A 21,754-nucleotide genomic window follows, 5' to 3' on the forward strand; every position below is an offset into this window, starting at 1 on the left:
AACCGGGTTCGTACGTGCCGGTTAAGGAAACGGTGCGCGGCTTTAAAGAAATTTTGGAGGGCAAATACGACCACCTTCCGGAAGATGCGTTCCGCTTAGTCGGCCGCATTGAAGAAGTTGTCGAAAAAGCGAAAGCGATGGGTGTCGAAGTGTGACCCGGGATAGGGGATTGGACAATGAAAACGATCCATGTGAGCGTCGTCACTCCTGATGGCCCGGTGTACGAAGGCGATGTGGAAATGGTAAGCGTGAAGGCGAAAAGCGGCGAGCTCGGCATTTTGCCGGGGCACATTCCGCTTGTCGCTCCGCTTGAGATTAGCGCGGCCCGTCTGAAAAGGACGGCAAAACGGACTATGTTGCGGTCAGCGGCGGCTTTTGGAAGTCCGCCCGGACAAAGTGACGATTTTGGCCCAAGCGGCTGAGCGGGCGGAAGACATCGATGTCCTCCGCGCCAAAGCGGCGAAAGAGCGGGCGGAGCGCCGCCTGCAAAGCCAGCAGGACGACATCGACTTCAAGCGGGCCGAACTGGCGTTAAAACGCGCCGTGAATCGCTTGAACGTTGCTGAAACGAGATAAGCAGAGAAGCAAACGCTTCTCTGCTTTTTATTATCCTAAACCGAGCAGATTCCCACTTCTACGCGTGAGCGTAGGCGGCGTCAGTGTTTGGTGAAAACTCGACACGAACCATCGCATTGGGCATCAAGGGGCCTGTCGGGGCCTGATTCGCCTTGGACCGAGTGGGGAGGAAGCACGCTGTTTGCGCCTGGCGCGTCAATCGAACAAGGTCTGGCTGCGTTTCGCGGCTTCCTACAGTGTTGGCAGTGATAACCCGAAGTTTTGCTGACACGGCTGGATATAAATGTTATAATGAAATCGAAGGAATTGTTTAAAAATTTCATCATTAACATCATACGTATGTAGTAAACCGGGAAGGAGGCGAGCTGGTTGAGCAACATTTATGCCAACAGTTATTTGATTGTTTTCGTCTTTCTTTGCCTCGGGGTGCTGTTGCCGATCGGGGCGCTTACGGCTGGACGATGGCTGCGGCCGCACGTGCCGGACGAGGTGAAGGCGACGACTTATGAAAGCGGTAACATTCCGTTTCATGACTCGCGCATCCAGTTCCAAGTCCGCTATTACTTATTTGCCTTGTTATTTGTCATTTTTGATGTGGAGACGGTGTTTTTATACCCGTGGGCGGTCGTCTATGATCAACTCGGCTTGTTTGCTTTAGTGGAAATGATCATTTTCATCGTTTTGCTTGCCATTGGCCTCATTTATGCCTGGAAAAAGAAGGTGTTACGATGGATGTAAAATGGGATGGCTTGACGTTTGCTGAGATGGAAGAAGTAAAGCGAAACGTGTTTTTTACAACGCTGGAACAGTTAAAAGGATGGGCGCGAAGCAACTCGCTCTGGCCGCTGACGTTCGGCCTCGCCTGTTGCGCGATTGAGATGATGGCCGTCGGCGGCGCCCATTATGACCTTGACCGGTTCGGTTCATTTTTCCGCGCCTCGCCGCGGCAATCAGACGTCATGATCGTCTCCGGAACGGTGACGGGCGCCGGAGCCAAAATGGGTGATCGCCATGGGGTCGTGCGCGACGGCGGGCGGACCGTACGTCAAATCGTACAGCGTCGTGAAAGGGGTTGACCAAATTGTCCCGGTCGACGTGTACATACCTGGCTGTCCGCCGAACCCTGCGGCGCTGATTTACGGCATTCATAAATTAAAAGAAAAAATTCGTCTGGAAGCCAAAACAGGGAAGAAGGTGTTGTAACCGATGGATGAGGAAAAAGATTTGGCCCAGCGAAAAAAGAAGCAGCCGAGCGGGCGAAACAGCTGGCGCGTGAACGGCTGGCCGCCAAGCGGGCGGCCGAACAGGCCAAGTCGACCGCTAACCACGGCGGCGCTCCAGACAGCGATTTGAAAACGCCTTCGGATTCGCCCACCCGCCCGGCAAAGGAAGAGTCGGGCGCGACACAGCCGACATCAGCTGAAGACATCGCCTTAGCGAAAAACGGGCCGCTGAAGAGGCGCGAGCGAAGGCGGCTGAACTGCGTCGGCAGCGCGAGGCGTCGGCGTCAGGAGGGGCGTCGGGCGACGACCTCGAGGCGGCGAAGAGAAAAGCGGCGGAAGAGGCGCGAGCGAAGGCGGCTGAACTGCGTCGGCAGCGTGAGGCGTCGGGAGGGGCGTCGGGCGACGACCTCGAGGCGGCGAAGAGAAAAGCGGCGGAAGAGGCGCGAGCGAAGGCGGCTGAACTGCGTCGGCAGCGTGAGGCGTCGGGAGGGGCGTCGGGCGACGACCTCGAGGCGGCGAAGAGAAAAGCGGCGGAAGAGGCGCGAGCGAAGGCGGCGGAACTGCGTCGGCAGCGTGAGGCGTCGGGAGGGGCGTCGGGCGACGACCTCGAAGCGGCGAAGAGAAAAGCGGCGGAAGAGGCGCGAGCGAAGGCGGCGGAACTGCGTCGGCAGCGCGAGGCGTCGGCGTCAGGAGGGGCGTCGGGCGACGACCTCGAGGCGGCGAAGAGAAAAGCGGCGGAAGAAGCGCGGGCGAAGGCGGCGGAACTGCGTCGGCAGCGTGAGGCGTCGGCGTCGGGAGGGGCGTCGGGCGACGACCTCGAGGCGGCGAAGAGAAAAGCGGCGGAAGAAGCGCGAGCGAAGGCGGCGGAACTGCGTCGGCAGCGTGAGGCGTCGGCGTCGGGAGGGGCGTCGGGCGACGACCTCGAGGCGGCGAAGAGAAAAGCGGCGGAAGAAGCGCGAGCGAAGGCGGCGGAACTGCGTCGGCAGCGCGAGGCGTCGGCGTCGGGAGGGGCGTCGGGCGACGATCTCGAGGCGGCGAAAAGAAAAGCGGCGGAAGAAGCGCGAGCGAAGGCGGCGGAACTGCGTCGGCAGCGCGAGGCGTCGGCGTCGGGAGGGGCGTCGGAAGATGACCTCGAGTTAGCGAAGAAAAAGGCTGCCGCGGCGGCTAAGGCGAAGGCTGAGGCGTTGGCTAAACAAAAGGCAGCTGAAGCGGCGGGAAGCGACGACGAGCTGGCGAAGCAAAAGCGGCAGCGGCCGCGAAGGCGAAAGCTGCGGCCGCGGCGAAGGCGCGGGCTGCCGCCATGGCGAAGCAGCAAGGCGGCGCCGCCGATGATGACGCGGCGAAACAGAAGGCAGCGGCCGCGGCGAAGGCAAAAGCAGCAGCCGCCGCCCGGGCGAAGGCGAAAGCCGCTGGCGCCGACGGCGGAACGGAACCGCCGTCTTCTCCGTCGCCGAACGATCCACTGCTGCAAAAATATGTCCGCGTCATTGAGGAACATCTCGGGCCGGATGTGCTCGAAGACGCCTATATCAACCGGCTGGCGAAAGATGTGCCGACGCTTGTTGTCAGCAAAGCAGCGTACTACAAGGTGGCCGAGTTTTTGAAACACAATGAGCAGCTCCGGTTTGATTATTTGTCTGAGCTGCACGGAACCGATTTTCAAACGCATATGGAAGTGTACGTCCACTTGTATTCGTATCCGAACCGGCAGCCGGTGGCGCTCAAAGTGAAAATCGAGCGCGACAACCCGGAAGTCGATTCGCTCGTCCCGCTTTGGCCAGGGGCGAACTGGCCGGAATGCGAAGCGTACGATTTGCTTGGCATCCGATTCCGCGGCCACCCGAACTTAATCCGCATCTTCCTAGGGGAGCAATGGGTCGGGCATCCGCTGCGCAAAGATTACGAGCCGTATGATGCGGAGGTGTAAACGATGCTGCGCACAGAAGAGATGATTTTAAACGTCGGCCCCCAGCACCCGAGCACGCACGGGGTGTTTCGCCTCATTTTAACAATTGACGGTGAAATCATCCAAGAGGCGACGCCGGTCATCGGCTACTTGCACCGCGGGACGGAGAAAATCGCCGAAGGGCTGCAATATACGCAAATCATCCCGTACACCGACCGGATGGACTATTTGTCAGCGATGACGAACAACTATGTGCTTTGCCATGCGGTCGAAACGATGATGGGCATTGAAGTGCCGGAGCGGGCCGAATATTTGCGCGTTCTCGCCATGGAGCTTGGGCGGATCGCCAGCCATCTCGTCTGGTGGGGGACGTACTTGCTTGACCTCGGCGCGACGAGTCCGTTTTTGTACGCGTTCCGCGAGCGGGAAATGATTATTAATCTATTAAATGAGCTGTCTGGAGCGCGGCTGACGTTCAACTATATGCGCATTGGCGGCGTCAAGTGGGATGCGCCGGACGGCTGGATCGACAAAGTGAAACAGTTTGTCCCGTACATGCGGGAAAAACTCGCCGGCTACCATGACCTTGTCACCGGCAACGAGATTTTCCGCGAACGCGTCACCGGTGTCGGGCGGTATACGAAAGAAGAGGCGATCAGCTATTCGTTAAGCGGGGTCAACTTGCGGTCGACCGGCGTCAAATGGGATTTGCGCAAAGATGAGCCGTATTCGATCTATGACCGGTTTGATTTCGATGTGCCGGTGCGCGAGGGCGGCGACTGTCTTGCTCGCTACGAATGCCGGATGGCGGAAATTGAACAGTCGCTTCGCATTATTGAACAGGCGTGCGAACAGTTTCCGGCCGACGGGCCGATCATGGGAAAAGTGCCGCGCATCATCAAAGCGCCGCCCGGCGAGACGTTTGTCCGCATCGAAGCGCCGCGCGGCGAGATCGGCTGCTATATTGCGAGCGACGGCAAAAAAGAGCCGTACCGTCTCAAATTCCGGCGCCCATCGTTTTACAACTTGCAAATACTCCCGAAGCTGCTGAAAGGAGAAAATTTGGCCAACGTCATCGCCATTCTCGGATCGATTGACATTGTGCTCGGGGAGGTCGACGGATAATGGAACAATGGCTCGAATCGGCGCCAAGCTGGACGAATGTCGCCGTCTTTTTCGGGCTCGGGGCGCTTTTGCTGGCGGTCGTGCTCGGGTTCGTCACATACGGCATTTTAGCGGAACGGAAAGTGATGGGATTTATGCAAGGGCGCATCGGCCCGAACCAAGTCGGCGGCCGTTTTGGATTGCTCCAAACGGTCGCTGACGTATTGAAGCTGCTGTTGAAGGAAGATACGATTCCGAAAGCGGCTGACCGACCGCTGTACGTGCTGGCGCCGATCATCGCCTTTACGCCGTCATTTATGGTGCTGGCGGTGCTGCCGTTTACCGACGCGTTCCGGTTTGCTGATATCGGTGTGGGCCTGCTGTACTATATTGCGGTTTCCGGCTTAACGACGATCGGCGTTGTCGCCGGCGGCTGGGCATCGAACAACAAATACGCCCTGCTTGGCGGCATGCGCGCGGCAGCGCAAATGATTTCGTACGAAATTCCGCTCGTCATGTCAGCGCTCGGCGTCGTGCTCTTAGCCGGAAGCATGAACTTAGTCGACATTGTCAACGCACAACAAGACATATGGTTCATTTTTGCCCAGCCGCTTGCGTTTTTGATTTTCCTTGTCGCTGCGGTGGCTGAATTGAACCGGACGCCATTTGACTTGCCGGAGGCGGAGTCCGAGCTTGTCGCCGGATTTCACGTCGAATATTCCGGATTCCGCTGGGCGTTCTTTATGCTCGCCGAGTATGTGTATTTGTTTGCGATGGCGGCCTTGACGACGATTTTGTTTTTGGGCGGCTGGCACCCGGTTGCGTTTCTTGGCTGGATTCCCGGCGCAGTCTGGTTTGCGCTCAAGTTTTGCGCCATCGTCTTTGTCCTCATCTGGTTTCGCGCGACGTTCCCGCGCGTGCGCGCTGATCAGCTGATGGAGTTTGCTTGGAAAGTGCTGCTCCCGCTTTCGCTCGTCAACATCGTGTTGACGGCCGTGATAAAATCGTTGTTCTTCTAGAAGAAACGAGGCGCCCGCCTGGCTGGGAGGCGGCCGCTATCCATAAGCAAGGCTTCTTTATTCAAGGAAAGAGGCCGTGCCGGAACGTCATTTTTCCCACGAGAGGGGTTGGACGGATGATCGGGTTAGTGAAAGGATTAGCGTATACGTTAAAAGAGTTGACGCGCGAAAAGGTGACGTACGATTACCCGCACGAGCCGCTCCCGCTCCCGGACCGGTTTCGCGGCATCCAAAAGTTTTATCCGGAAAAATGCATCGTCTGCAATCAATGCATGAACATTTGTCCGACGGAATGCATCCAGCTGACCGGGAAAAACATCCCGATCCGACGAAAAAAGGGAAAGTGATTGAGACGTACAACATTAACTTTGAAATTTGCATTTTATGCGATTTATGCACGGAAGTCTGTCCGACGGAAGCGATTGTCATGACGAACAACTTCGAACTCGCTGAATACAGCCGCGATGCCCTCTACAAAGATTTGACTTGGCTCGATGAAAATGACACGAACGTAAGAAGGGAGAATAAGCCGTGAGCGGAACTGACATTGCTTTTTTCCTGCTCGCCCTTGCGGCCATTGCCGGCGGGGTGACGATGCTTCAACTGACGAATGTCGTTCACATGGTCATCGCCCTCGTCATGACGTTTTTAGGCATCGCCGGGCTGTACGTCCTTCTTTCCGCCGAGTTTGTCGCCGTTGTTCAAGTGCTTATTTATTCCGGAGCCATCACGATCATTATGCTGTTTGCGATCATGCTGACGCGTCATCACGCCGACGACAAGGAGCGTCAAACGACAGGCGGCGTTTGGCATAAAGCGGTTGCCGCCATCTCTGTCCTCGCCTTTGGCCTTGCCGTTTACTTCGGCATCCGCCGCCTCGATTTCGGCGCCGATGGCAGCGCGCTTCCGGCTGATAACGTGAGGGAGATCGGCAAATGGTTGTATTCGTATTATACGATCCCGTTTGAAATCGTGTCCGTCATTTTGCTTGTCGCCTTGATCGGGGCGATTGTGCTGGCGAGAAAAGACGGCAAGGAGGCGGAAGACGAATGACATTATCGGCTTATTTGGCGTTGGCGCTCATCTTGTTTTGCATCGGGCTGTACGGGGCGCTCACGAAGCGAAATACGGTCATTGTCCTCATTTGTATCGAACTGATGTTAAATGCGGTCAACATCAATTTCGTCGCTTTTGCCAAATATGGCGCCCATCCCGGCGTTCACGGGCACGTGTTCGCGCTGTTTGCGATCGCCGTAGCGGCAGCGGAGGCGGCTGTCGGCTTGGCAACGCTCATCGCCTTTTATCGCAACCGCAAAACGGTTCAAGTCGATGAAGCCAACTCATTGAAACATTAGAAAAGGGGATGGGGAAAGATGATGAACCTGGCTTGGGTTGTGCCGCTGTTCCCGCTTTGTTCGTTTGCTTTGCTGCTGTTGTTCGGGCGGAAATGGAAGAAAGCGAGCGCCTATGTCGGCATCGCTGCCACGCTGCTGTCGTTGCTTGCGGCGCTCGGCGTATTAGCCGGCCGCTTTGGCGGAGCGACGCATGAAGCGAACTGGACATGGATGCAGATCGGTGACGTCACGTTGACGGTCGGGTTTTCCGTTACAGCGTTAAACGCATGGATGCTCGTCGTCGTCGCTTTTGTCAGCTGGCTCGTCCACATTTATTCGCAAGGCTATATGGCCGGGGATGAGCGGTTTTCGACGTTTTATGCGTATTTAGGGTTGTTTACCTTTGCCATGCTTGGGCTTGTGCTGTCGCCGAACTTGCTGCAGGCGTACATCTTTTGGGAGCTCGTCGGGCTCGGGTCGTTTTTGCTGATCGGGTTTTACTTCTACAAAGAAGAAGCAAAAGCGGCCGCGAAAAAGGCGTTTATTATGACGCGCATCGGCGATGTCGGCTTTTTTATCGGCATGCTGCTCTTGTTTTGGCAGACGAAAAGCTTTGATTATGACGACATTTTCCGCGCCGTTGGCGATGGCACGCTGTCGCCCGGCATGACGACATTGACGGCCATCCTCATTTTCATCGGCGCCATCGGCAAGTCCGGGCAGTTCCCGCTCCATACGTGGCTCCCGGATGCGATGGAAGGTCCGACACCCGTGTCGGCGCTCATCCACGCCGCGACGATGGTGGCGGCCGGGGTGTACCTCGTAGCGGCGCTGTTCCCGCTCTATGAGGCAAGCGAGGCTGCTATGATGACCGTGGCGGTGATCGGCGGGGTGACGGCGATTTTCGCCGCGACGATCGGCTTGGTGCAGACGGACATTAAACGTGTCCTCGCCTATTCGACGATCAGCCAGCTCGGCTATATGATGCTTGCGCTCGGCTCGGGCAGCTATGTCGCCGCCATCTTCCATTTAACGACGCACGCCTTTTTCAAAGCGTTGCTCTTTTTGGCCGCCGGCAGCGTCATTCACGCTGTCCATACGCAAAACATTGAGGAAATGGGCGGGCTTTGGCGGCGGATGCCGTGGACCGCGCCGCTGTTTCTTGTCGGGGCGCTGTCGATCAGCGGGGTTCCGCTGTTTGCCGGCTTTTTCAGCAAGGATGAAATTTTGGCCGCCGCTTGGATGAACGGGTCGGTCGAGCTCTTTTGGCTGGCGGTCGCCGCGGCGCTGTTGACGTCATTTTACATGTTCCGGCTCTTTTTCCTCGTTTTCGCCGGTGAGGCGCGCCATCGCCATGATGGAGACGCTCATGAAGCGCCGATGTCGATGGTCGGGCCGATGGTCGTGCTCGGCGTACTATCGGTCGCTGCCGGGTACATTCAAACCCCTTGGTTTGGCTCGTTTCTCGGCGAGTGGCTGACCGACGGGACGTACCATCATGAAGCGGCGCCAGGATGGATCGCTGTTGTGGCGACGATCGTGTCGCTTGCGGGAATTCTCCTTGCCTGGCTCATGTACGGAAAGCGGACCGTGCCGCGCGACTGGTTGTCCGCGCGTGCGCCGCACGGGTACGAATTGTTGCGCCGCCACTATTACATTGACGACCTTTACCGGTGGACCGTTGTGGCGCTGGTGTCATTCATTAGCCGCCTGTTGGCGTATGTCGACCGTTACCTTGTCGAGGGGCTCGTTCGGCTTGTCACCGGAACGGTGAGCGCGGCCGCTTCCGCCGGATCGCGCGGGCAAAACGGGCAAGCGCAGACGTACGGGGCGGTGACGGTGGCTGGATTGGCCATTTTGGTCGTCATCTTTGCGTTGACAGGGGGGGACTGGCTATGAGCTTTTTGTCGCTGCTCGTCTTTTCGCCGTTGTTAGGCATCGTTTTGCTGGCGTTTGTCCGCCGAACGGATGCGAAAACGATTCAATGGCTCGGGACGGCTGCCACCGTGCCGCCATTATTGCTGGCGTTGTTCGCGTTCATTCAGGCGGGGCGCGGCTTTCGCCTTGAGCAGCTCGATGAAGCGTATGATTGGGTGCGGCTTGCTGACCTCCCGTTTTTCACGGACGCGGCGTATGTGATCCGCTATGAACTCAGCATTGACGGGCTGTCGCTTCTATTTATCGTCTTGACCGCCGTGCTCGGGACATTGGCTGCTGTCGCGTCCTTGCTTGTCAAAGTGGAGAAAAAAGGGTATTTTATGTGGCTGCTCGCGCTGGAGATCGGCATGCTGGGCGTGTTTGCCGCCGCCAATTTCATCTGGTTTTTCCTCTTCTTAGAGGTGACGCTTGTTGCGATGTTTTTGCTCGTCGGCAAATGGGGCGGCTTTGAGCGCGAACGGGCGGCATACAGCTACTTGCTGTACAACGGGCTCGGTTCGGCGCTGTTGCTGGTGGTGATCGCAGTGCTTGTCGCCCGCACCGGAACAGCGAATTTCGCCTTGCTGCATGAAATGTTACATAATCCGGTCGCCGAAGGGCAGCTGATCGCTCCGTTGACGTTGGAAGTCCGGCACTGGCTGCTTGGCGGGTTGCTGTTGGCGTTTGCCTTCAAGCTGCCGACTGTGCCGCTTCATCGCTGGCTCATCCGCGTTCACGTGGAAGCGCCACCGCCGGTCGTGATGCTTCACGCCGGGGTATTGCTGAAAATCGCGGCATACGGGATGATTCGCTTTGGGATCGGCTTGTTTCCGGATGAATTTCGCACGTTCGCCGGTGTCATCGCCGTGCTCGGGGTCGTCAACATCCTATACGGCGCGCTGTTGGCGCTTCGGCAGCGCGAGTTGAAACATGTGTTGGCCTATTCGAGCGTATCGCATATGGGGGTCGTGCTCGTCGGCCTTGGCGCGCTCAATGAAGCCGGCATTCAAGGGGCGGTGTTCCAGTCGGTCGCCCACGGACTTATCGCCGCCTTGTCGTTTTTACTCGTCGGCGTTCTCGCCAACCGGATCGGTACGACCGACATTCAACGCCTTGGCGGACTGGCGAAAGCGATGCCGCTTTTTTCCGGGTATTTGTTAACGGCGGCGCTCGCCCTGCTCGGCTTGCCGGGGCTCGCTGGATTTGTCGGCGAATTTACCGCTTTCCTTGGACTGTTTGAAACGAAGCCGGCCCTTGCAGCGGCCGGGGCACTTGGGTTGATTTTCGCGGCTGTTTACTCGCTGCGAGCCATTCTTGACATCACATTCGGCCGCGCCCGCGAGCGATATGAATCGTCGTTAAGTCTGCGCGGGCTGCAAGAGTCTGCGGCGAGTTTCAGTGAACCGCGAGGGACCGTTATTGATTTGCAAGCGAAAGAAGCCGTGCCGGCGTTCATCCTCGTCGCCTTGATCGTGGCGGTCGGCGTGTATCCGCAGCTATTGGCTGGACCGCTTGCTGCCGTGTTAGAGACGATGATGAACGGGTTAGGGGGTTGATCGACATGAACGATGTATGGCAAGCGAATTGGAGCATGATGGCACCCGAATGGATCGTCCTCGCGGCGGCGGTTGTGCTGCTGTTGGTTGATTTGGCCATGCCGAAGGAGCGAAGCCGCCGGCCGCTCGCTTGGGGCGCCGCCGCTGGCGCGGTGCTCGCGCTCATCGCGACGGCGATGATGATTCCAGCCGAGCCGGTTTCGATTTTGCATGATACGTTCCGATTGGATGGGTTTGCGAAAGCGTTCAAGCTCATCCTATTAGCTGGCGGGGCGCTCGCGCTTCTTCTTGTCGCTGAGTGGGAGCCGAAAGAAGGGAGCCGCTACCGCGGGGAATTTGCCTATATGATGCTGTTTGCGTTGCTTGGAGCGATGATGACGGCATCCAGCGGCGATTTGCTGGCCTTGTTCGTCAGCATTGAGCTGTTGACCGTATCGTCGTACATTTTGGCCGGCTTGCGCAAAACTGCCACATCGTCGAACGAGGCCGCGCTGAAATACGTCATTAACGGCGGCATTGCCACCGCCATCATGCTGTTTGGCATGAGTTACGTGTTCGGCTTGACCGGGACGACGAATCTCGGCGATATCGCGCGCCAGCTGCAAGAGACGAACGAGCCGTACATGCTTGGTTTAGCCTTCCTTCTTTTGCTGATTGGCGTTTCGTTCAAGCTCGCGACCGTCCCGTTCCATATGTGGGCGCCGGACGTGTACGAAGGAGCGCCCGTTCCGGCGACGGCGTTTTTTTCCGTCGTGTCGAAAACGGCCGGTTTTGTTCTTCTCCTCCGCCTGTTTGTGACGATTTTTGCCGCCGCGCCGGCAGAAGGCCGAGATCCGTCGTCGCTCTTGTTATCGATGCAGCCGGTGATTACCGTGCTGGCCGGGCTGACGATGATCATCGGCAACGTTGTGGCGCTAAGGCAGCGGAGCTTAAAGCGACTGCTCGCCTACTCAAGCATCGCCCATGCCGGCTATTTGCTCGCCGGGTTTGCCGCGATGTCGTGGGCGATGATCGATTCGCTTTGGATCTACTTGCTGGCTTATGTGTTTATGAACATCGGGGCGTTTGCCATCGTGGCGCATATCGTGAACGAAACCGGCTCCGATGACTTAGCCGGGCTCGCCGGCTTATACCGGCACCGCCCGCTGTTGGCTGCAGCGCTCGGGCTGTTTTTGCTCTCGCTCGCCGGCATTCCAGGGACCGCCGGATTTATCGCCAAGCTTTATTTGTTCATCGGCCTTGTCGTCACCGAGCCGGGCCATTACGTGCTCGCTGCGGTGATGGCGGTAACGACTGTCATCTCGTACGTCTACTATTTCAACTTGCTCGTCCAGCTCTTTTTTCCGCCCGGCTTCCCTCGCGCCATTGCGGCGTTTGCCGGCCGGGCTGTCGACCGCCGTGGTCCTTTGCGCGCTTGGGACGTTGGCGATCGGTTGGGCGCCGGGGCTTGCGTACGATGTGCTCGCCCAGTTCGGCCACTTTGGCGATTTTTTGCCGTAGCGGTACAATAAGGGGAGAGGAAACGCCTCTCCCCTTTTTGGTTGGACGGAGATCTCCCCAGCCTCTTCACCTAAGCAGGGATGGTAACCGTACACAAATCAGGGGGAGGCGGACGATCCATGAAGTTTGCAGGAAAGAGGTGAGGATGAGGATGATGCCGATCGTTGGCCAACACGCGTTAATTTCCATTATCGTTCATTTGGCGTTTATCGCCGTGACATGGTGGACGCTGCAAGCCGTGCGGATTGATGTATTGCTGAAGCCGAACCGCGTCGTCCAAGGGTGGCTTTTGTACATTTTGCTCACGATTGCCATCGGTTCGACCGTCGCGAACTTTTTCCTTGACTATTGGGCGTGGTCGACCGATTTGCCGTACTTGTTCCGCGAGTAGGGGGATGAGGCGCGCCAAAGGAAGCAAGCACATTCAAGCGGGGGCGGAGCGGCATCGCCCCATCCCTCTCTCGCTCGGTGATGCTTCTGCCCCGCTGGCGGTCTTGACCACTGATGCCCGCGATCGACGGTCGACACATTTTGACGCTCGGCCTTCCATCCTCCTTCCACCATGCGCCCGGCCATGGACGCCTTTTGCCCGAGTGAGCAGCGTTGCCTGCTCGCTTTTTTTTATACATGAAAACGATTTCAAAAATACCTCGTTGTCGATTTTTTTGACGTATGTTCCCTTGTCTGGTGGCAACAATAACAACTAAGGAGAGGAAGGGAACGGAGATGAGAAAGATGACAAAAAACCGGATGAAATGGCTGACGGCGCTTGTGCTCACGAGCCTGTTTTTGGCCGCATGGCACTATCGGACGGAAGGCGCGCGGGGAGACGAATGGTCGAGACCGTTGGAAACGATGGCGCACACATTAACAAAGCACGGTGCTTCGCTCGGCCGCTGGGTCATTTACACAAGAGAGTATACCCAGGATGTTCAAAATGATACGGACTTTTTCAAAAAAATGGCCGAATTGAAACAAACGTATCGTTCGTTTCGCTGGTCGTTCGACAAAACGAGTCATTGGCAAAAAGCGATCGGCACAAACGAACACCCCTTCTTTCAAGAAGAAATTCAGCTCGTGATGACCGTCACAAACGGGACGCCGCAAACGTATATCCTCTATGAAGCAACCGGCCCAACATGGAGCCAACCTAGGTGGAAAGAAGCAGCACAACACATCCAGACAAAGACGAACGGATTATTTGTGAACGATCCTACATTTTATGCTTGTATTGAAGGCGAGTTCAATGATAATATGAAAGGTGGTTTGTTCGACCAAGCCTCTCAGTTGCTGCGAGACTTTCAAGCGACGCCTGTCGAGTGGTTGCGGGAAGAGTCATTCGTCTCCCTGTCTGCATATACTGGGCAGTGGAAGAACGTTCTCCCGGCCGCCAATCACCAGCCGATCAACATTCAACTCGCCTTGAGAGAAAGATTGGGCGGCAAGACGCGCGTCGTTGTTGGAACCCCAATCATTACCATTGAATATTAATATAGAGAAATTGGACGCGGAGGGGAATACCTTGGAAAAGATCATCGTCCGTGGCGGAAACCGGTTGAGCGGCACCGTCAAAGTGGAAGGCGCAAAAAATGCCGTTTTGCCCGTCATCGCTGCCACCTTATTAGCGACTAAAGGAACAAGTACGATTCATGATGTGCCTGCTCTTTCCGATGTATATACAATCAGTGAAGTGCTCCGCTATTTAGGCGCCGATGTGCGCATCGCCGGCAATGCCGTGATGGTCGATGCCACCGGTCCGTTAACGGTGGAAGCGCCGTTTGAGTACGTCCGGAAAATGCGCGCTTCCGTGCTCGTGATGGGGCCGCTGTTGGCGCGCAACGGCCGGGCCCGCGTTGCGCTGCCGGGCGGTTGCGCCATTGGTTCGCGCCCGATTGATCAACATTTAAAAGGCTTTGAAGCGATGGGCGCCTCCGTGAAAGTCGGCAACGGCTTTATAGATGCAGAAGTGAACGGCCGTCTCCGCGGCGCGAAAGTGTATTTGGACTTCCCGAGCGTCGGAGCGACAGAAAATATTATGATGGCGGCTGTGCTCGCTGAAGGCACGACCGTGATTGAAAACTGCGCCAAAGAGCCGGAAATCGTTGATTTGGCGAACTTTTTGAACGCGATGGGCGCGAAAATACGCGGCGCCGGCACCGGAACGATCCGCATCGAAGGGGTCGACGAGCTTGTCGGCACGGCGCATACGGTCATCCCGGACCGCATCGAAGCCGGCACGTTTATGGTCGCAGCAGCCATCACCGGCGGCAATGTCCTCGTGCAAGGAGCGGTTCCCGAACATTTGAGCTCGCTCATTGCCAAGTTGGAAGAAATGGGTGTGACGGTCATTGAAGAGGAAAACGGCGTGCGTGTCATCGGACCGGAAACGTTGAAAGCAGTCGACATCAAAACGATGCCATACCCGGGGTTTCCGACCGACATGCAATCGCAAATGATGGCTCTCTTGTTAAAAGCCGAAGGCACAAGCATGATCACCGAGACGGTATTTGAAAATCGCTTCATGCATGTGGAAGAATTCCGCCGGATGAACGCGGATATTAAAATTGAAGGGCGCTCCGTCATTATTAACGGCCCGTGCCAGCTGCAAGGCGCCGAAGTGGCGGCCACCGATTTGCGCGCCGCTGCCGCTTTGATTTTGGCCGGCCTCGCAGCGGACGGCTATACGCGCGTGACTGAGTTGCGCCATCTTGACCGCGGCTATGTCCGCTTCCATGAAAAATTGGCTGCGCTTGGGGCCGACATTGAACGCGTCCGCGAAGAAACGGAACAACTCGACCAAGTTGAAGCGATCGAATGGAACGGATAATGGCGAAAAAACGACCGTGAACTACCGTTGGTAGGGAATGGTCGTTTTTTTATCCTCGTCTGCGCCCCCACTGGCTGGTGAACGTCAGCTCCCACGTTGCCGAGAGGAGAGTACAGCCTTCCGCTTTCCGCTGCAAGAGCACCCCCTCTAAAGGGTTGGTGATTTAGCATAAAATACCGCTAGTCCCGGCTGTTTCTTGATTCGAAAAACCATGTGGAACCAGCTTTCTTTTTTTACGAAATGCCGCTGATTTGCTCGCGACAGCCGTTTTTCACCGGCCTTCTAAAGACGGGATGAAACACGAAAGAAAACTGTCATATATACTTGTCCGAGCCCATAACTATAGTAACGAACCGAAGCCATGCAGGCATTGATTCGTGATGTCCGCTTGTGCTTGAAAAATGCATATTGGGGGCTCGGCTATGGTGAAACGACTGAAACCAGTCATCGTACTCGCACTATGCCTGTTTGTCGCCATTCTCGTCATTCCGGCGGCACTCGTTTTACCTTTTTACGACGGGAAGGTGGCCAAATTGGCGGAACAACTGCACAAGCAAGAACAAATCCAACGTTCGCAGGCAGCCGAAGGGCCGTCCGTTGAGGTGGCGGTCTACCGAAGCAAAGAGCAGCGCGTCGAAAAAATACCCCTCGAGCAATATGTCATTGGCGTTGTGGCGGCGGAAATGCCGGCTGAGTTTGAATTGGAGGCGTTAAAGGCACAAGCGCTGACGGCAAGAACGTACATCGTCAAACAGCTGCTCGCCAACCAGCCGTTTCGCCTGCCGGAAGGCGCAAACGTGACGGATACGGTGACACATCAAGTGTATTACAGCGATGAGGAGTTGCGAAAGTTATGGGGAAGCGACTACGACTGGAAAATGAAAAAAATTACGAAAGCGGTTCTTGATACGCGCGGACAAATTTTAACGTATCACAACGAACCGATCGAAGCGCTCTTTTTTTCAACAAGCAATGGTTATACCGAAAACTCAGAGGCATATTGGCAAAACGAGTTTCCGTATTTAAAAAGCGTCGCCAGCCCATGGGACAAACAATCACCAAAGTTTTACCAGCGAAAAACGATGACGGTGGCGGAATTTGAGCGTCGTCTTGGGGTGGAGCTGTCTGCTGACGGTTCGGTCGGCGTTATTTTATCGCGTACGCCCGGCCGCCGTGTCGGTGAGGTGAAAGTCGGCGGCAAGACACTCACCGGCCGCGAGGTGCGTGAACGGCTCGGCTTGCCGTCAACTGACTTTACATGGGTGCGCAAAGGCGATGAAATCATCATCACGACAAAAGGTTACGGACATGGTGTCGGCATGAGCCAATATGGCGCCAACTTTATGGCGAAAGAAGGGAAAACGTACGCCGACATCGTCAAACATTATTACCGCGGCGTCCGCATCTCCTCAGCGACCGCTTTTTTGAACAAGTTGACAGTGAAAAAATAACGGAGCGTCCGCTCCGATTTTTTTTTGCATAAAACGAGGCGGAACGGCAAAAAATAAGCAAAAAAAAATTGTGTGCGGCGTGTATATCTTTGCCTCTTTCTGTTCAAAATGGTTGCTGAGGTGATGAACATGAGAGAGGAACAAAAACAACCGTCGCTGAAGCGTTTCTTTCGCAAACGTTGGGTATTTCCGGCTATTTATCTATCTTGTGCGGCATTGATTGTCGCCGGCGCGCTTTGGTTCCAAGCGGGCAAACAGGAGAACGCGGGCGAAAACGACGTAGCGAAAAACGGCACCGCCCAGCAAGAAAACCCAGCGATCCCGGTCAATGAAACGGTCGAAAACATTGCGATGCCTGTGCTCGATCCGAACGCGGTGCAAGTGAAAACCCCGTTCTATGACGAAAACGCATCGGAACAAGAACAGGAAGCAGCCCTCGTCTTTTATGATCATACGTACCATCCGAACCAAGGCATCGACCTTGTGCGCCAGGACGGCAAAACGTTTGACGTCACTGCATCGTTAAGCGGCACGGTGACGAAAGCGGAAAAAGACCCGATTTTAGGCTACGTTGTGGAAATCAACCATGAACAAGGGGTCACGACCGTCTATCAATCGCTGGCTGATGTGAAAGTGGAAGCAGGCGATACGGTGAAACAAGGCGAAGTGATCGGCAAGGCGGGGCAAAGCGAATTTAACAAAGAAGCCGGCATCCACGTCCACTTTGAAATTCGCAAAGACGGCAAGCCGGTGAATCCGATCGACTATGTCGACAAACCATTGACCGCATTGACCGACAAAGCGGGAGATGACGCAGGAACCAATCATACCAACGTAAGCGAAGAGAAGGAAACGACGCCAAGCGACGAAACAGCGCCGACCGAAGACCATCCGGCGAACGAAACTGAACAAACGCCGGCTGATGACAACACAACGGCGCCAAGCAACAACAGCCAAGACCAAAATCAAGACACGTCTTCCTACAAAACGCCAGATGCCTCGATCGGCATGGCGAGAGCGTAACGAACAAAGCGCTTCATGGAGGGAACGAACGACAGGAAAAAGGCCCGTCCGTTTGCCAAGGCAAACAGCGGGCTTTTTTCCATTTTATTGAAGGTGAAAGAAAAAGTGGTTTCCAATGCGCCGCGTGAGCCGATATAATGATAGAAAACGGGTGTGAGGCGGGGTGACTAGCAAATGAAAATCGATGAGATCGACCGCAAAATTCTTGAAATGTTGATTGAAGATGGCCGCATGTCGTATGTCGACATCGGCAAACGACTGAATCTCTCCCGCGTCGCCGTCCGCGAACGGGTGAACCAGCTCGTCAAGCATGGCATTATCGAAAAATTTACTGTCGTCATCAACTCGGAGAAGTTCGGCAAACAAGTGTCGGCGTTTTTCGAGGTCGACTGCGAGCCGGCGTATTTGGTCGAAGTGGCGCAAAAGCTGGCGGAGAATCCGAATGTGGCGAGTTGCTACCAAATGACCGGCCCGAGCACGCTCCACATGCACGTGCTTGTCGAAGACTTCACCGCCCTCGAGAAATTCATCAACAACGAGCTATACGCGCTCGAAGGCATTACGAGAGTGGAAAGCCATATTTTGCTGCGCCGCTTCAAAAGCCGGACGGGGTTGAAGTTATAGCCGGCTGAAGCGGAACGAGAAAGCATTGTCCAACGCCCTGTAAAAGGGCGTTTTTTTGTTTAACTAAAAAAATTCATTTTTTTTAGAGAATTAAGTAGAAAAATGATTCGAATTCCTATATAATCATAAAAAACGAAATAGAAATTAACTTTGTTAAACAATCATTCAATTTTCATTAACAAATGTATATAAAATTCTCTTTTATACCAACAACAGAAAAGGGGTGAACAGGGTGGCAGGAATGATTGTCAGAAGATTTTTTCAGCTTGTCTTGTTGCTCATCGGTATCTCGTTTCTCGTGTTTACGAGCATGTACATCGCTCCAGGAGACCCGGCAGCGATCATTGCCGGCCCGACCGCGTCGCAAGCAGACATTGACGCCATCCGCGACGATTTAGGGCTCAACGACCCGTTTCTCGTTCAGTATGGCCGTTACATGAACGGGCTGCTTCACGGTGATCTCGGGTACTCATATCAGACGAAACAGCCGGTGTGGGACGCGATCGCAACGAGGTTTCCGAACACGCTGAAACTCGCTATCGCCAGCATTATTGTCGCCGTGATCATCGGCGTGGTGGCCGGCATTATCTCCGCCATCCGGCAAAATTCATGGTTTGATGTTTCCAGCACCGTTTTTGCCTTGGCGGGGATTTCGATCCCGAACTTTTGGCTTGGCACTGTGCTCATTTTAATCTTTGCCGTCAACTTGCAGTTGCTGCCAGTCGGTGGGTTGGATGCCCCGTTTTATACGGCAGAAGGATTGAAGCAGCTCGTGCTGCCGGCTATTACGCTCGGGACCGGATCGGCGGCGATGATCGCGAGGATGAGCCGCTCATCCATGCTTGAGGTCATCCGGGCCGACTTTATCCGGACGGCGCGGGCGAAAGGGTTGCGGGAACGGACGGTCATTTGGGTGCACGCCTTGCGCAATGCAATGATTCCGGTCATCACCGTCATCGGCTTGAACTTTGGCTTTTTGCTCGGCGGCACGATCATTACCGAGCAAGTTTTCGCCATTAACGGTGTCGGCCGTCTGATGGTGCAGGCCATCGCCGCTAGGGATTTCCCGATGGTGCAAGGTTCTGTCTTGCTTGTCGCTACGTTGTTTGTCTTAGTCAACTTGATTGTTGACATCATCTATACGTTTATTGATCCGCGCATCAGCTACGATTAAATAAAGGATAGAGAGGGGGAAAACCGATGGAAACCGGTGCAGCGGTGAACACAGGCCATGCGACAGCCGGCCTTGGGCGCAAAAAGGAAAAAATGTATGTCACCACGATCAAGCGGCTGCTGAAAAACCGATTAGCGGTCGTAGGGCTTCTCATTATCGCCATTCAAGTGCTGATGGCCATCTTTGCCCCGTGGCTGGCCACCCATGACCCGGTGAAGCAAAACTTGGCAGCTGCCGAACTGCCCGCTTTTTCCGACGGCCACTGGCTTGGAACCGATAACTACGGGCGGGACATTTGGAGCCGCATCGTATATGGCGCCCGCATTTCTCTCGTTGTCGGCATCGTTTCCGTCAGCTTGGGGCTGATCGGCGGGGTGGCGCTCGGGTTGTTGGCGGGGTATTACAAAAAGCTTGATGGACTGATCATGCGAATTGTCGATTTGCTGTTTGCGTTCCCGGGCATTTTGCTTGCGATGCTCATCATCGCGATTTTAGGCACAGGTCTAATCAATGTAGCGATCGCCATTAGCATTTGGTCGATCCCGACATGTGCCCGCATCGTCCGCGGCAGCGTCTTGTCGGTGAAAAACCGCGAGTACATTTTGGCGATGAAAGCGCTCGGGGCCAGCAACGCCCGCATCATCATCAAACATATTTTGCCAAACTGCCTGGCGCCGATTATCGTTTTTGCGACGATGCGCATGGCCACCGCCATTTTATCGACCGCCTCGCTCAGCTATTTAGGGTTGGGCGCCCAGCCGCCGACGCCGGAGTGGGGGGCGATGATCGCCGCCGGACAGGCGTTTATGTGGACATCGCCGCACATGACGATCGTCCCGGGCATCGCCATTATGCTTGTCGTCTTTGCTTTTAACGTCGTTGGCGACGGGCTGCGCGATGCGCTTGATCCGAATATGGAGATCAATTAATCAACTTATCATTTGGGGGGAAAACGAGTGAAAACGAAGTATTGGTCTTACCTGTTGCTTGCTCTCGTGCTCGCTGTTTCTACGGCATTGGCCGGGTGCGGAGGCAAATCAGCCTCCAATCATGCATCATCCGGTTCGCAAGGAAAAGGAAACGTCGCTCAGGAGCTGACATATGCGACGACATCCGATGTGGTTGGCCTTTCGCCAATTTTAACGAACGACTCTGTTTCGTCGGCAGTCATCGAGCAAGTATATGAAACGTTGTTCGTCCGCGACCCGGAGACGATGGAAATCAAGCCGCATTTGGCGGAATCGTATGAAAATCCGGATGACAAAACATGGGTCATCAAACTGAAACAAGGCATTAAGTTCCACGACGGCACCGATTTTAACGCCGAAGCAGTCAAATATACGTTTGATAAACTGCGAGACCCGAAAACAGCAGCACCGCGGGCTTCGCTGCTTGAGCCGGTTGAATCGGTCGAAGTGAAAGACGACTATACCGTTGTGATCAAAACAAAATATCCGTATGGTCCGATGCTTGCTGCCCTGTCGCATACGAACGCCTCAATCGTCAGCCCGACGGCCGATCAAAAACAAGATTTAATGAAACAGCCAGTTGGCACCGGCCCGTTTAAATTTGTCGAATGGGTGCCAGGCGATCATGTGACGTTAGAGAAAAATGACGATTATTGGCAAGGAGCGCCGAAATTAGAGAAAGTGACGTTCAAAGTCGTTCCGGAAGTGACGACCGCCATTTCGATGCTGCAAACTGGTGATGTGCAGTTTATCGACAGCGTACCGGCTGAACAGCTTTCTCGCATTGAAGCGATGAAAAATGTTCAGTTCATCAAAAAAGAAGGCACACCGGTCTACTATTTAGGGTTTAACATGAAAAAGAAACCAATGAATGAACTCGCCTTCCGCCAAGCCGTTTCGTATGCGATCAACAAAGAGGAATACATCCAACAGTTAAAAGGCCTCGGCGTGAAATCAAACAGCGTCATCGGCCCGAAAGTGTTCGGCTATGACGAGTCGTCGGAAAACGTCGCTTACAGCTACGATCCGGAAAAAGCAAAACAGCTTATTGAAGAGAATGGCTATAAAGGGACGACTGTGAAAATACTTGTCGCCAACACGGCAAGCTATATGAAAATGGCGGAGATCGTCCAAGCCCAATTGAAAGAAGTCGGCCTTAACGCCGAAATTGAATCGATGGAATGGGGAACGTTCCTTGATGCGACAAAACAAGGGAAATACGATATTACATTCCTCGGTTGGACAAACAGCACGGCTGATGGCAGCGAGCTGTTTTACCCGAACTTCCATTCAAAGAATGCAGGGGCAACGAACCGTATATTCTACAACAACCCGGCCTTCGACAAACTGGTGGAAGAATCGAGAATGGCGATTGATCCGGCAGTGCGTAAGCAAAAATTAAAAGAAGCGAACGAATTCTTGTTGAAAGACGCAGCTGTTGTCGTGATGAACCATGGCGTTGTCACGGCGGCCGTCGATCAATCGGTGAAAGGATTGGAGATCGATCCGACAGGACAATGGTCGCTCTATCACGTTCATAGAGAGTAGGGGA

Annotated in this window: 17 protein-coding genes and 6 pseudogenes; all 23 read left to right on the forward strand. The window is 55.1% G+C overall.

Annotated features, from left to right (window positions below; translation table 11 throughout):
* Window positions 1-5 precede the first annotated feature (5 nt).
* Window positions 6-155: pseudogene (locus IC803_RS00005) on the forward strand (F0F1 ATP synthase subunit beta); the annotation flags it as partial.
* A gap of 21 nt (window positions 156-176) precedes the next feature.
* Window positions 177-576: pseudogene (locus tag IC803_RS00010) on the forward strand (F0F1 ATP synthase subunit epsilon).
* 369 nt (window positions 577-945) lie between these two features.
* Window positions 946-1,314 carry an NADH-quinone oxidoreductase subunit A gene (locus tag IC803_RS00015; RefSeq protein WP_081207860.1) on the forward strand — a complete coding sequence of 123 codons (369 nt, stop codon included), beginning with the start codon at window positions 946-948 and terminating at the stop codon, window positions 1,312-1,314.
* Window positions 1,305-1,779, forward strand: a pseudogene (locus IC803_RS00020) (NADH-quinone oxidoreductase subunit B family protein). Before IC803_RS00015 ends, IC803_RS00020 begins: the two are co-directional and overlap by 10 nt.
* 3 nt (window positions 1,780-1,782) lie before the next feature.
* The gene (locus IC803_RS00025; protein ID WP_190304317.1) at window positions 1,783-1,929 is read left to right on the forward strand and encodes a hypothetical protein; all 147 of its coding nucleotides are present in this window, start codon (window positions 1,783-1,785) and stop codon (window positions 1,927-1,929) included.
* A gap of 430 nt (window positions 1,930-2,359) precedes the next feature.
* Window positions 2,360-3,726, forward strand: a pseudogene (locus IC803_RS00030) (NADH-quinone oxidoreductase subunit C).
* Window positions 3,727-3,729: 3 nt separating this feature from the next.
* Window positions 3,730-4,830, forward strand: a complete 1,101-nt coding sequence (locus IC803_RS00035; RefSeq protein ID WP_081207859.1) for an NADH-quinone oxidoreductase subunit D — start codon at window positions 3,730-3,732, stop codon at window positions 4,828-4,830.
* Window positions 4,827-5,828 carry an NADH-quinone oxidoreductase subunit NuoH gene (gene nuoH / locus IC803_RS00040; RefSeq protein ID WP_190304287.1) on the forward strand — a complete coding sequence of 334 codons (1,002 nt, stop codon included), beginning with the start codon at window positions 4,827-4,829 and terminating at the stop codon, window positions 5,826-5,828. Before IC803_RS00035 ends, nuoH begins: the two co-directional genes overlap by 4 nt.
* 116 nt (window positions 5,829-5,944) lie before the next feature.
* Window positions 5,945-6,363 (forward strand): annotated as a pseudogene (gene nuoI / locus IC803_RS00045) (NADH-quinone oxidoreductase subunit NuoI).
* Complete coding sequence (locus IC803_RS00050) at window positions 6,360-6,881, forward strand: NADH-quinone oxidoreductase subunit J (protein ID WP_081207857.1); 522 nt, start codon at window positions 6,360-6,362, stop codon at window positions 6,879-6,881. The pseudogene nuoI and the gene IC803_RS00050 overlap by 4 nt, the downstream one beginning before the upstream one ends.
* Window positions 6,878-7,183, forward strand: coding sequence for an NADH-quinone oxidoreductase subunit NuoK (nuoK, locus tag IC803_RS00055; RefSeq protein WP_081207856.1), 306 nt, complete (start codon window positions 6,878-6,880; stop codon window positions 7,181-7,183). Before IC803_RS00050 ends, nuoK begins: the two co-directional genes overlap by 4 nt.
* An 18-nt stretch (window positions 7,184-7,201) precedes the next feature.
* Window positions 7,202-9,061 carry an NADH-quinone oxidoreductase subunit L gene (gene nuoL, locus IC803_RS00060; protein WP_081207855.1) on the forward strand — a complete coding sequence of 620 codons (1,860 nt, stop codon included), beginning with the start codon at window positions 7,202-7,204 and terminating at the stop codon, window positions 9,059-9,061.
* On the forward strand, window positions 9,058-10,635 hold the full coding sequence (locus tag IC803_RS00065) for an NADH-quinone oxidoreductase subunit M (protein ID WP_081207854.1): 1,578 nt from the start codon (window positions 9,058-9,060) through the stop codon (window positions 10,633-10,635). The genes nuoL and IC803_RS00065 overlap by 4 nt, the downstream gene beginning before the upstream one ends.
* 5 nt (window positions 10,636-10,640) lie before the next feature.
* A pseudogene (nuoN, locus tag IC803_RS00070) lies at window positions 10,641-12,135 on the forward strand (NADH-quinone oxidoreductase subunit NuoN).
* A gap of 151 nt (window positions 12,136-12,286) precedes the next feature.
* Window positions 12,287-12,526 (forward strand): DUF1146 family protein, encoded by a 240-nt coding sequence (locus tag IC803_RS00075; protein WP_081207852.1) that lies wholly within the window; start codon window positions 12,287-12,289, stop codon window positions 12,524-12,526.
* A gap of 344 nt (window positions 12,527-12,870) precedes the next feature.
* On the forward strand, window positions 12,871-13,626 hold the full coding sequence (locus IC803_RS00080) for a YwmB family TATA-box binding protein (protein ID WP_081207851.1): 756 nt from the start codon (window positions 12,871-12,873) through the stop codon (window positions 13,624-13,626).
* Between the two features lie 31 nt (window positions 13,627-13,657).
* On the forward strand, window positions 13,658-14,962 hold the full coding sequence (gene murA / locus IC803_RS00085; RefSeq protein ID WP_063167210.1) for a UDP-N-acetylglucosamine 1-carboxyvinyltransferase: 1,305 nt from the start codon (window positions 13,658-13,660) through the stop codon (window positions 14,960-14,962).
* 422 nt (window positions 14,963-15,384) lie between these two features.
* A complete protein-coding gene (gene spoIID, locus IC803_RS00090; protein ID WP_081207850.1) occupies window positions 15,385-16,413 on the forward strand; it encodes a stage II sporulation protein D in 1,029 nt (342 codons plus the stop codon).
* 129 nt (window positions 16,414-16,542) lie between these two features.
* Window positions 16,543-17,436, forward strand: coding sequence for a stage II sporulation protein SpoIIQ (locus IC803_RS00095; protein WP_081207849.1), 894 nt, complete (start codon window positions 16,543-16,545; stop codon window positions 17,434-17,436).
* A gap of 174 nt (window positions 17,437-17,610) precedes the next feature.
* Complete coding sequence (locus tag IC803_RS00100; protein ID WP_063167213.1) at window positions 17,611-18,060, forward strand: Lrp/AsnC family transcriptional regulator; 450 nt, start codon at window positions 17,611-17,613, stop codon at window positions 18,058-18,060.
* Window positions 18,061-18,292: 232 nt separating this feature from the next.
* Window positions 18,293-19,234: a nickel ABC transporter permease gene (nikB, locus tag IC803_RS00105; RefSeq protein WP_143421072.1), complete on the forward strand. Its 942-nt coding sequence runs from the start codon at window positions 18,293-18,295 to the stop codon at window positions 19,232-19,234.
* Window positions 19,235-19,260: 26 nt separating this feature from the next.
* Window positions 19,261-20,163 carry an ABC transporter permease gene (locus tag IC803_RS00110; RefSeq protein WP_081207848.1) on the forward strand — a complete coding sequence of 301 codons (903 nt, stop codon included), beginning with the start codon at window positions 19,261-19,263 and terminating at the stop codon, window positions 20,161-20,163.
* Window positions 20,164-20,190: 27 nt separating this feature from the next.
* Window positions 20,191-21,750 carry a glutathione ABC transporter substrate-binding protein gene (locus IC803_RS00115; protein WP_081207847.1) on the forward strand — a complete coding sequence of 520 codons (1,560 nt, stop codon included), beginning with the start codon at window positions 20,191-20,193 and terminating at the stop codon, window positions 21,748-21,750.
* Window positions 21,751-21,754: the final 4 nt, after the last annotated feature.

The organism is Geobacillus sp. 46C-IIa, assembly GCF_014679505.1.
Lineage (GTDB): Bacteria > Bacillota > Bacilli > Bacillales > Anoxybacillaceae > Geobacillus.

Bases quoted from the DNA above. Each gene is read 5' to 3' on its own strand.
- IC803_RS00035 (WP_081207859.1), top strand. From the start codon at position 3,730: ATGCTGCGCACAGAAGAGATGATTTTAAACGTCGGCCCCCAGCACCCG.
- IC803_RS00065 (WP_081207854.1), top strand. From the start codon at position 9,058: ATGAGCTTTTTGTCGCTGCTCGTCTTTTCGCCGTTGTTAGGCATCGTT.
- spoIID (WP_081207850.1), top strand. From the start codon at position 15,385: ATGGTGAAACGACTGAAACCAGTCATCGTACTCGCACTATGCCTGTTT.
- nuoK (WP_081207856.1), top strand. From the start codon at position 6,878: ATGACATTATCGGCTTATTTGGCGTTGGCGCTCATCTTGTTTTGCATC.
- IC803_RS00025 (WP_190304317.1), top strand. From the start codon at position 1,783: ATGGATGAGGAAAAAGATTTGGCCCAGCGAAAAAAGAAGCAGCCGAGC.
- IC803_RS00110 (WP_081207848.1), top strand. From the start codon at position 19,261: ATGGAAACCGGTGCAGCGGTGAACACAGGCCATGCGACAGCCGGCCTT.
- IC803_RS00095 (WP_081207849.1), top strand. From the start codon at position 16,543: ATGAGAGAGGAACAAAAACAACCGTCGCTGAAGCGTTTCTTTCGCAAA.
- IC803_RS00100 (WP_063167213.1), top strand. From the start codon at position 17,611: ATGAAAATCGATGAGATCGACCGCAAAATTCTTGAAATGTTGATTGAA.
- IC803_RS00080 (WP_081207851.1), top strand. From the start codon at position 12,871: ATGACAAAAAACCGGATGAAATGGCTGACGGCGCTTGTGCTCACGAGC.
- nuoL (WP_081207855.1), top strand. From the start codon at position 7,202: ATGATGAACCTGGCTTGGGTTGTGCCGCTGTTCCCGCTTTGTTCGTTT.
- IC803_RS00075 (WP_081207852.1), top strand. From the start codon at position 12,287: ATGATGCCGATCGTTGGCCAACACGCGTTAATTTCCATTATCGTTCAT.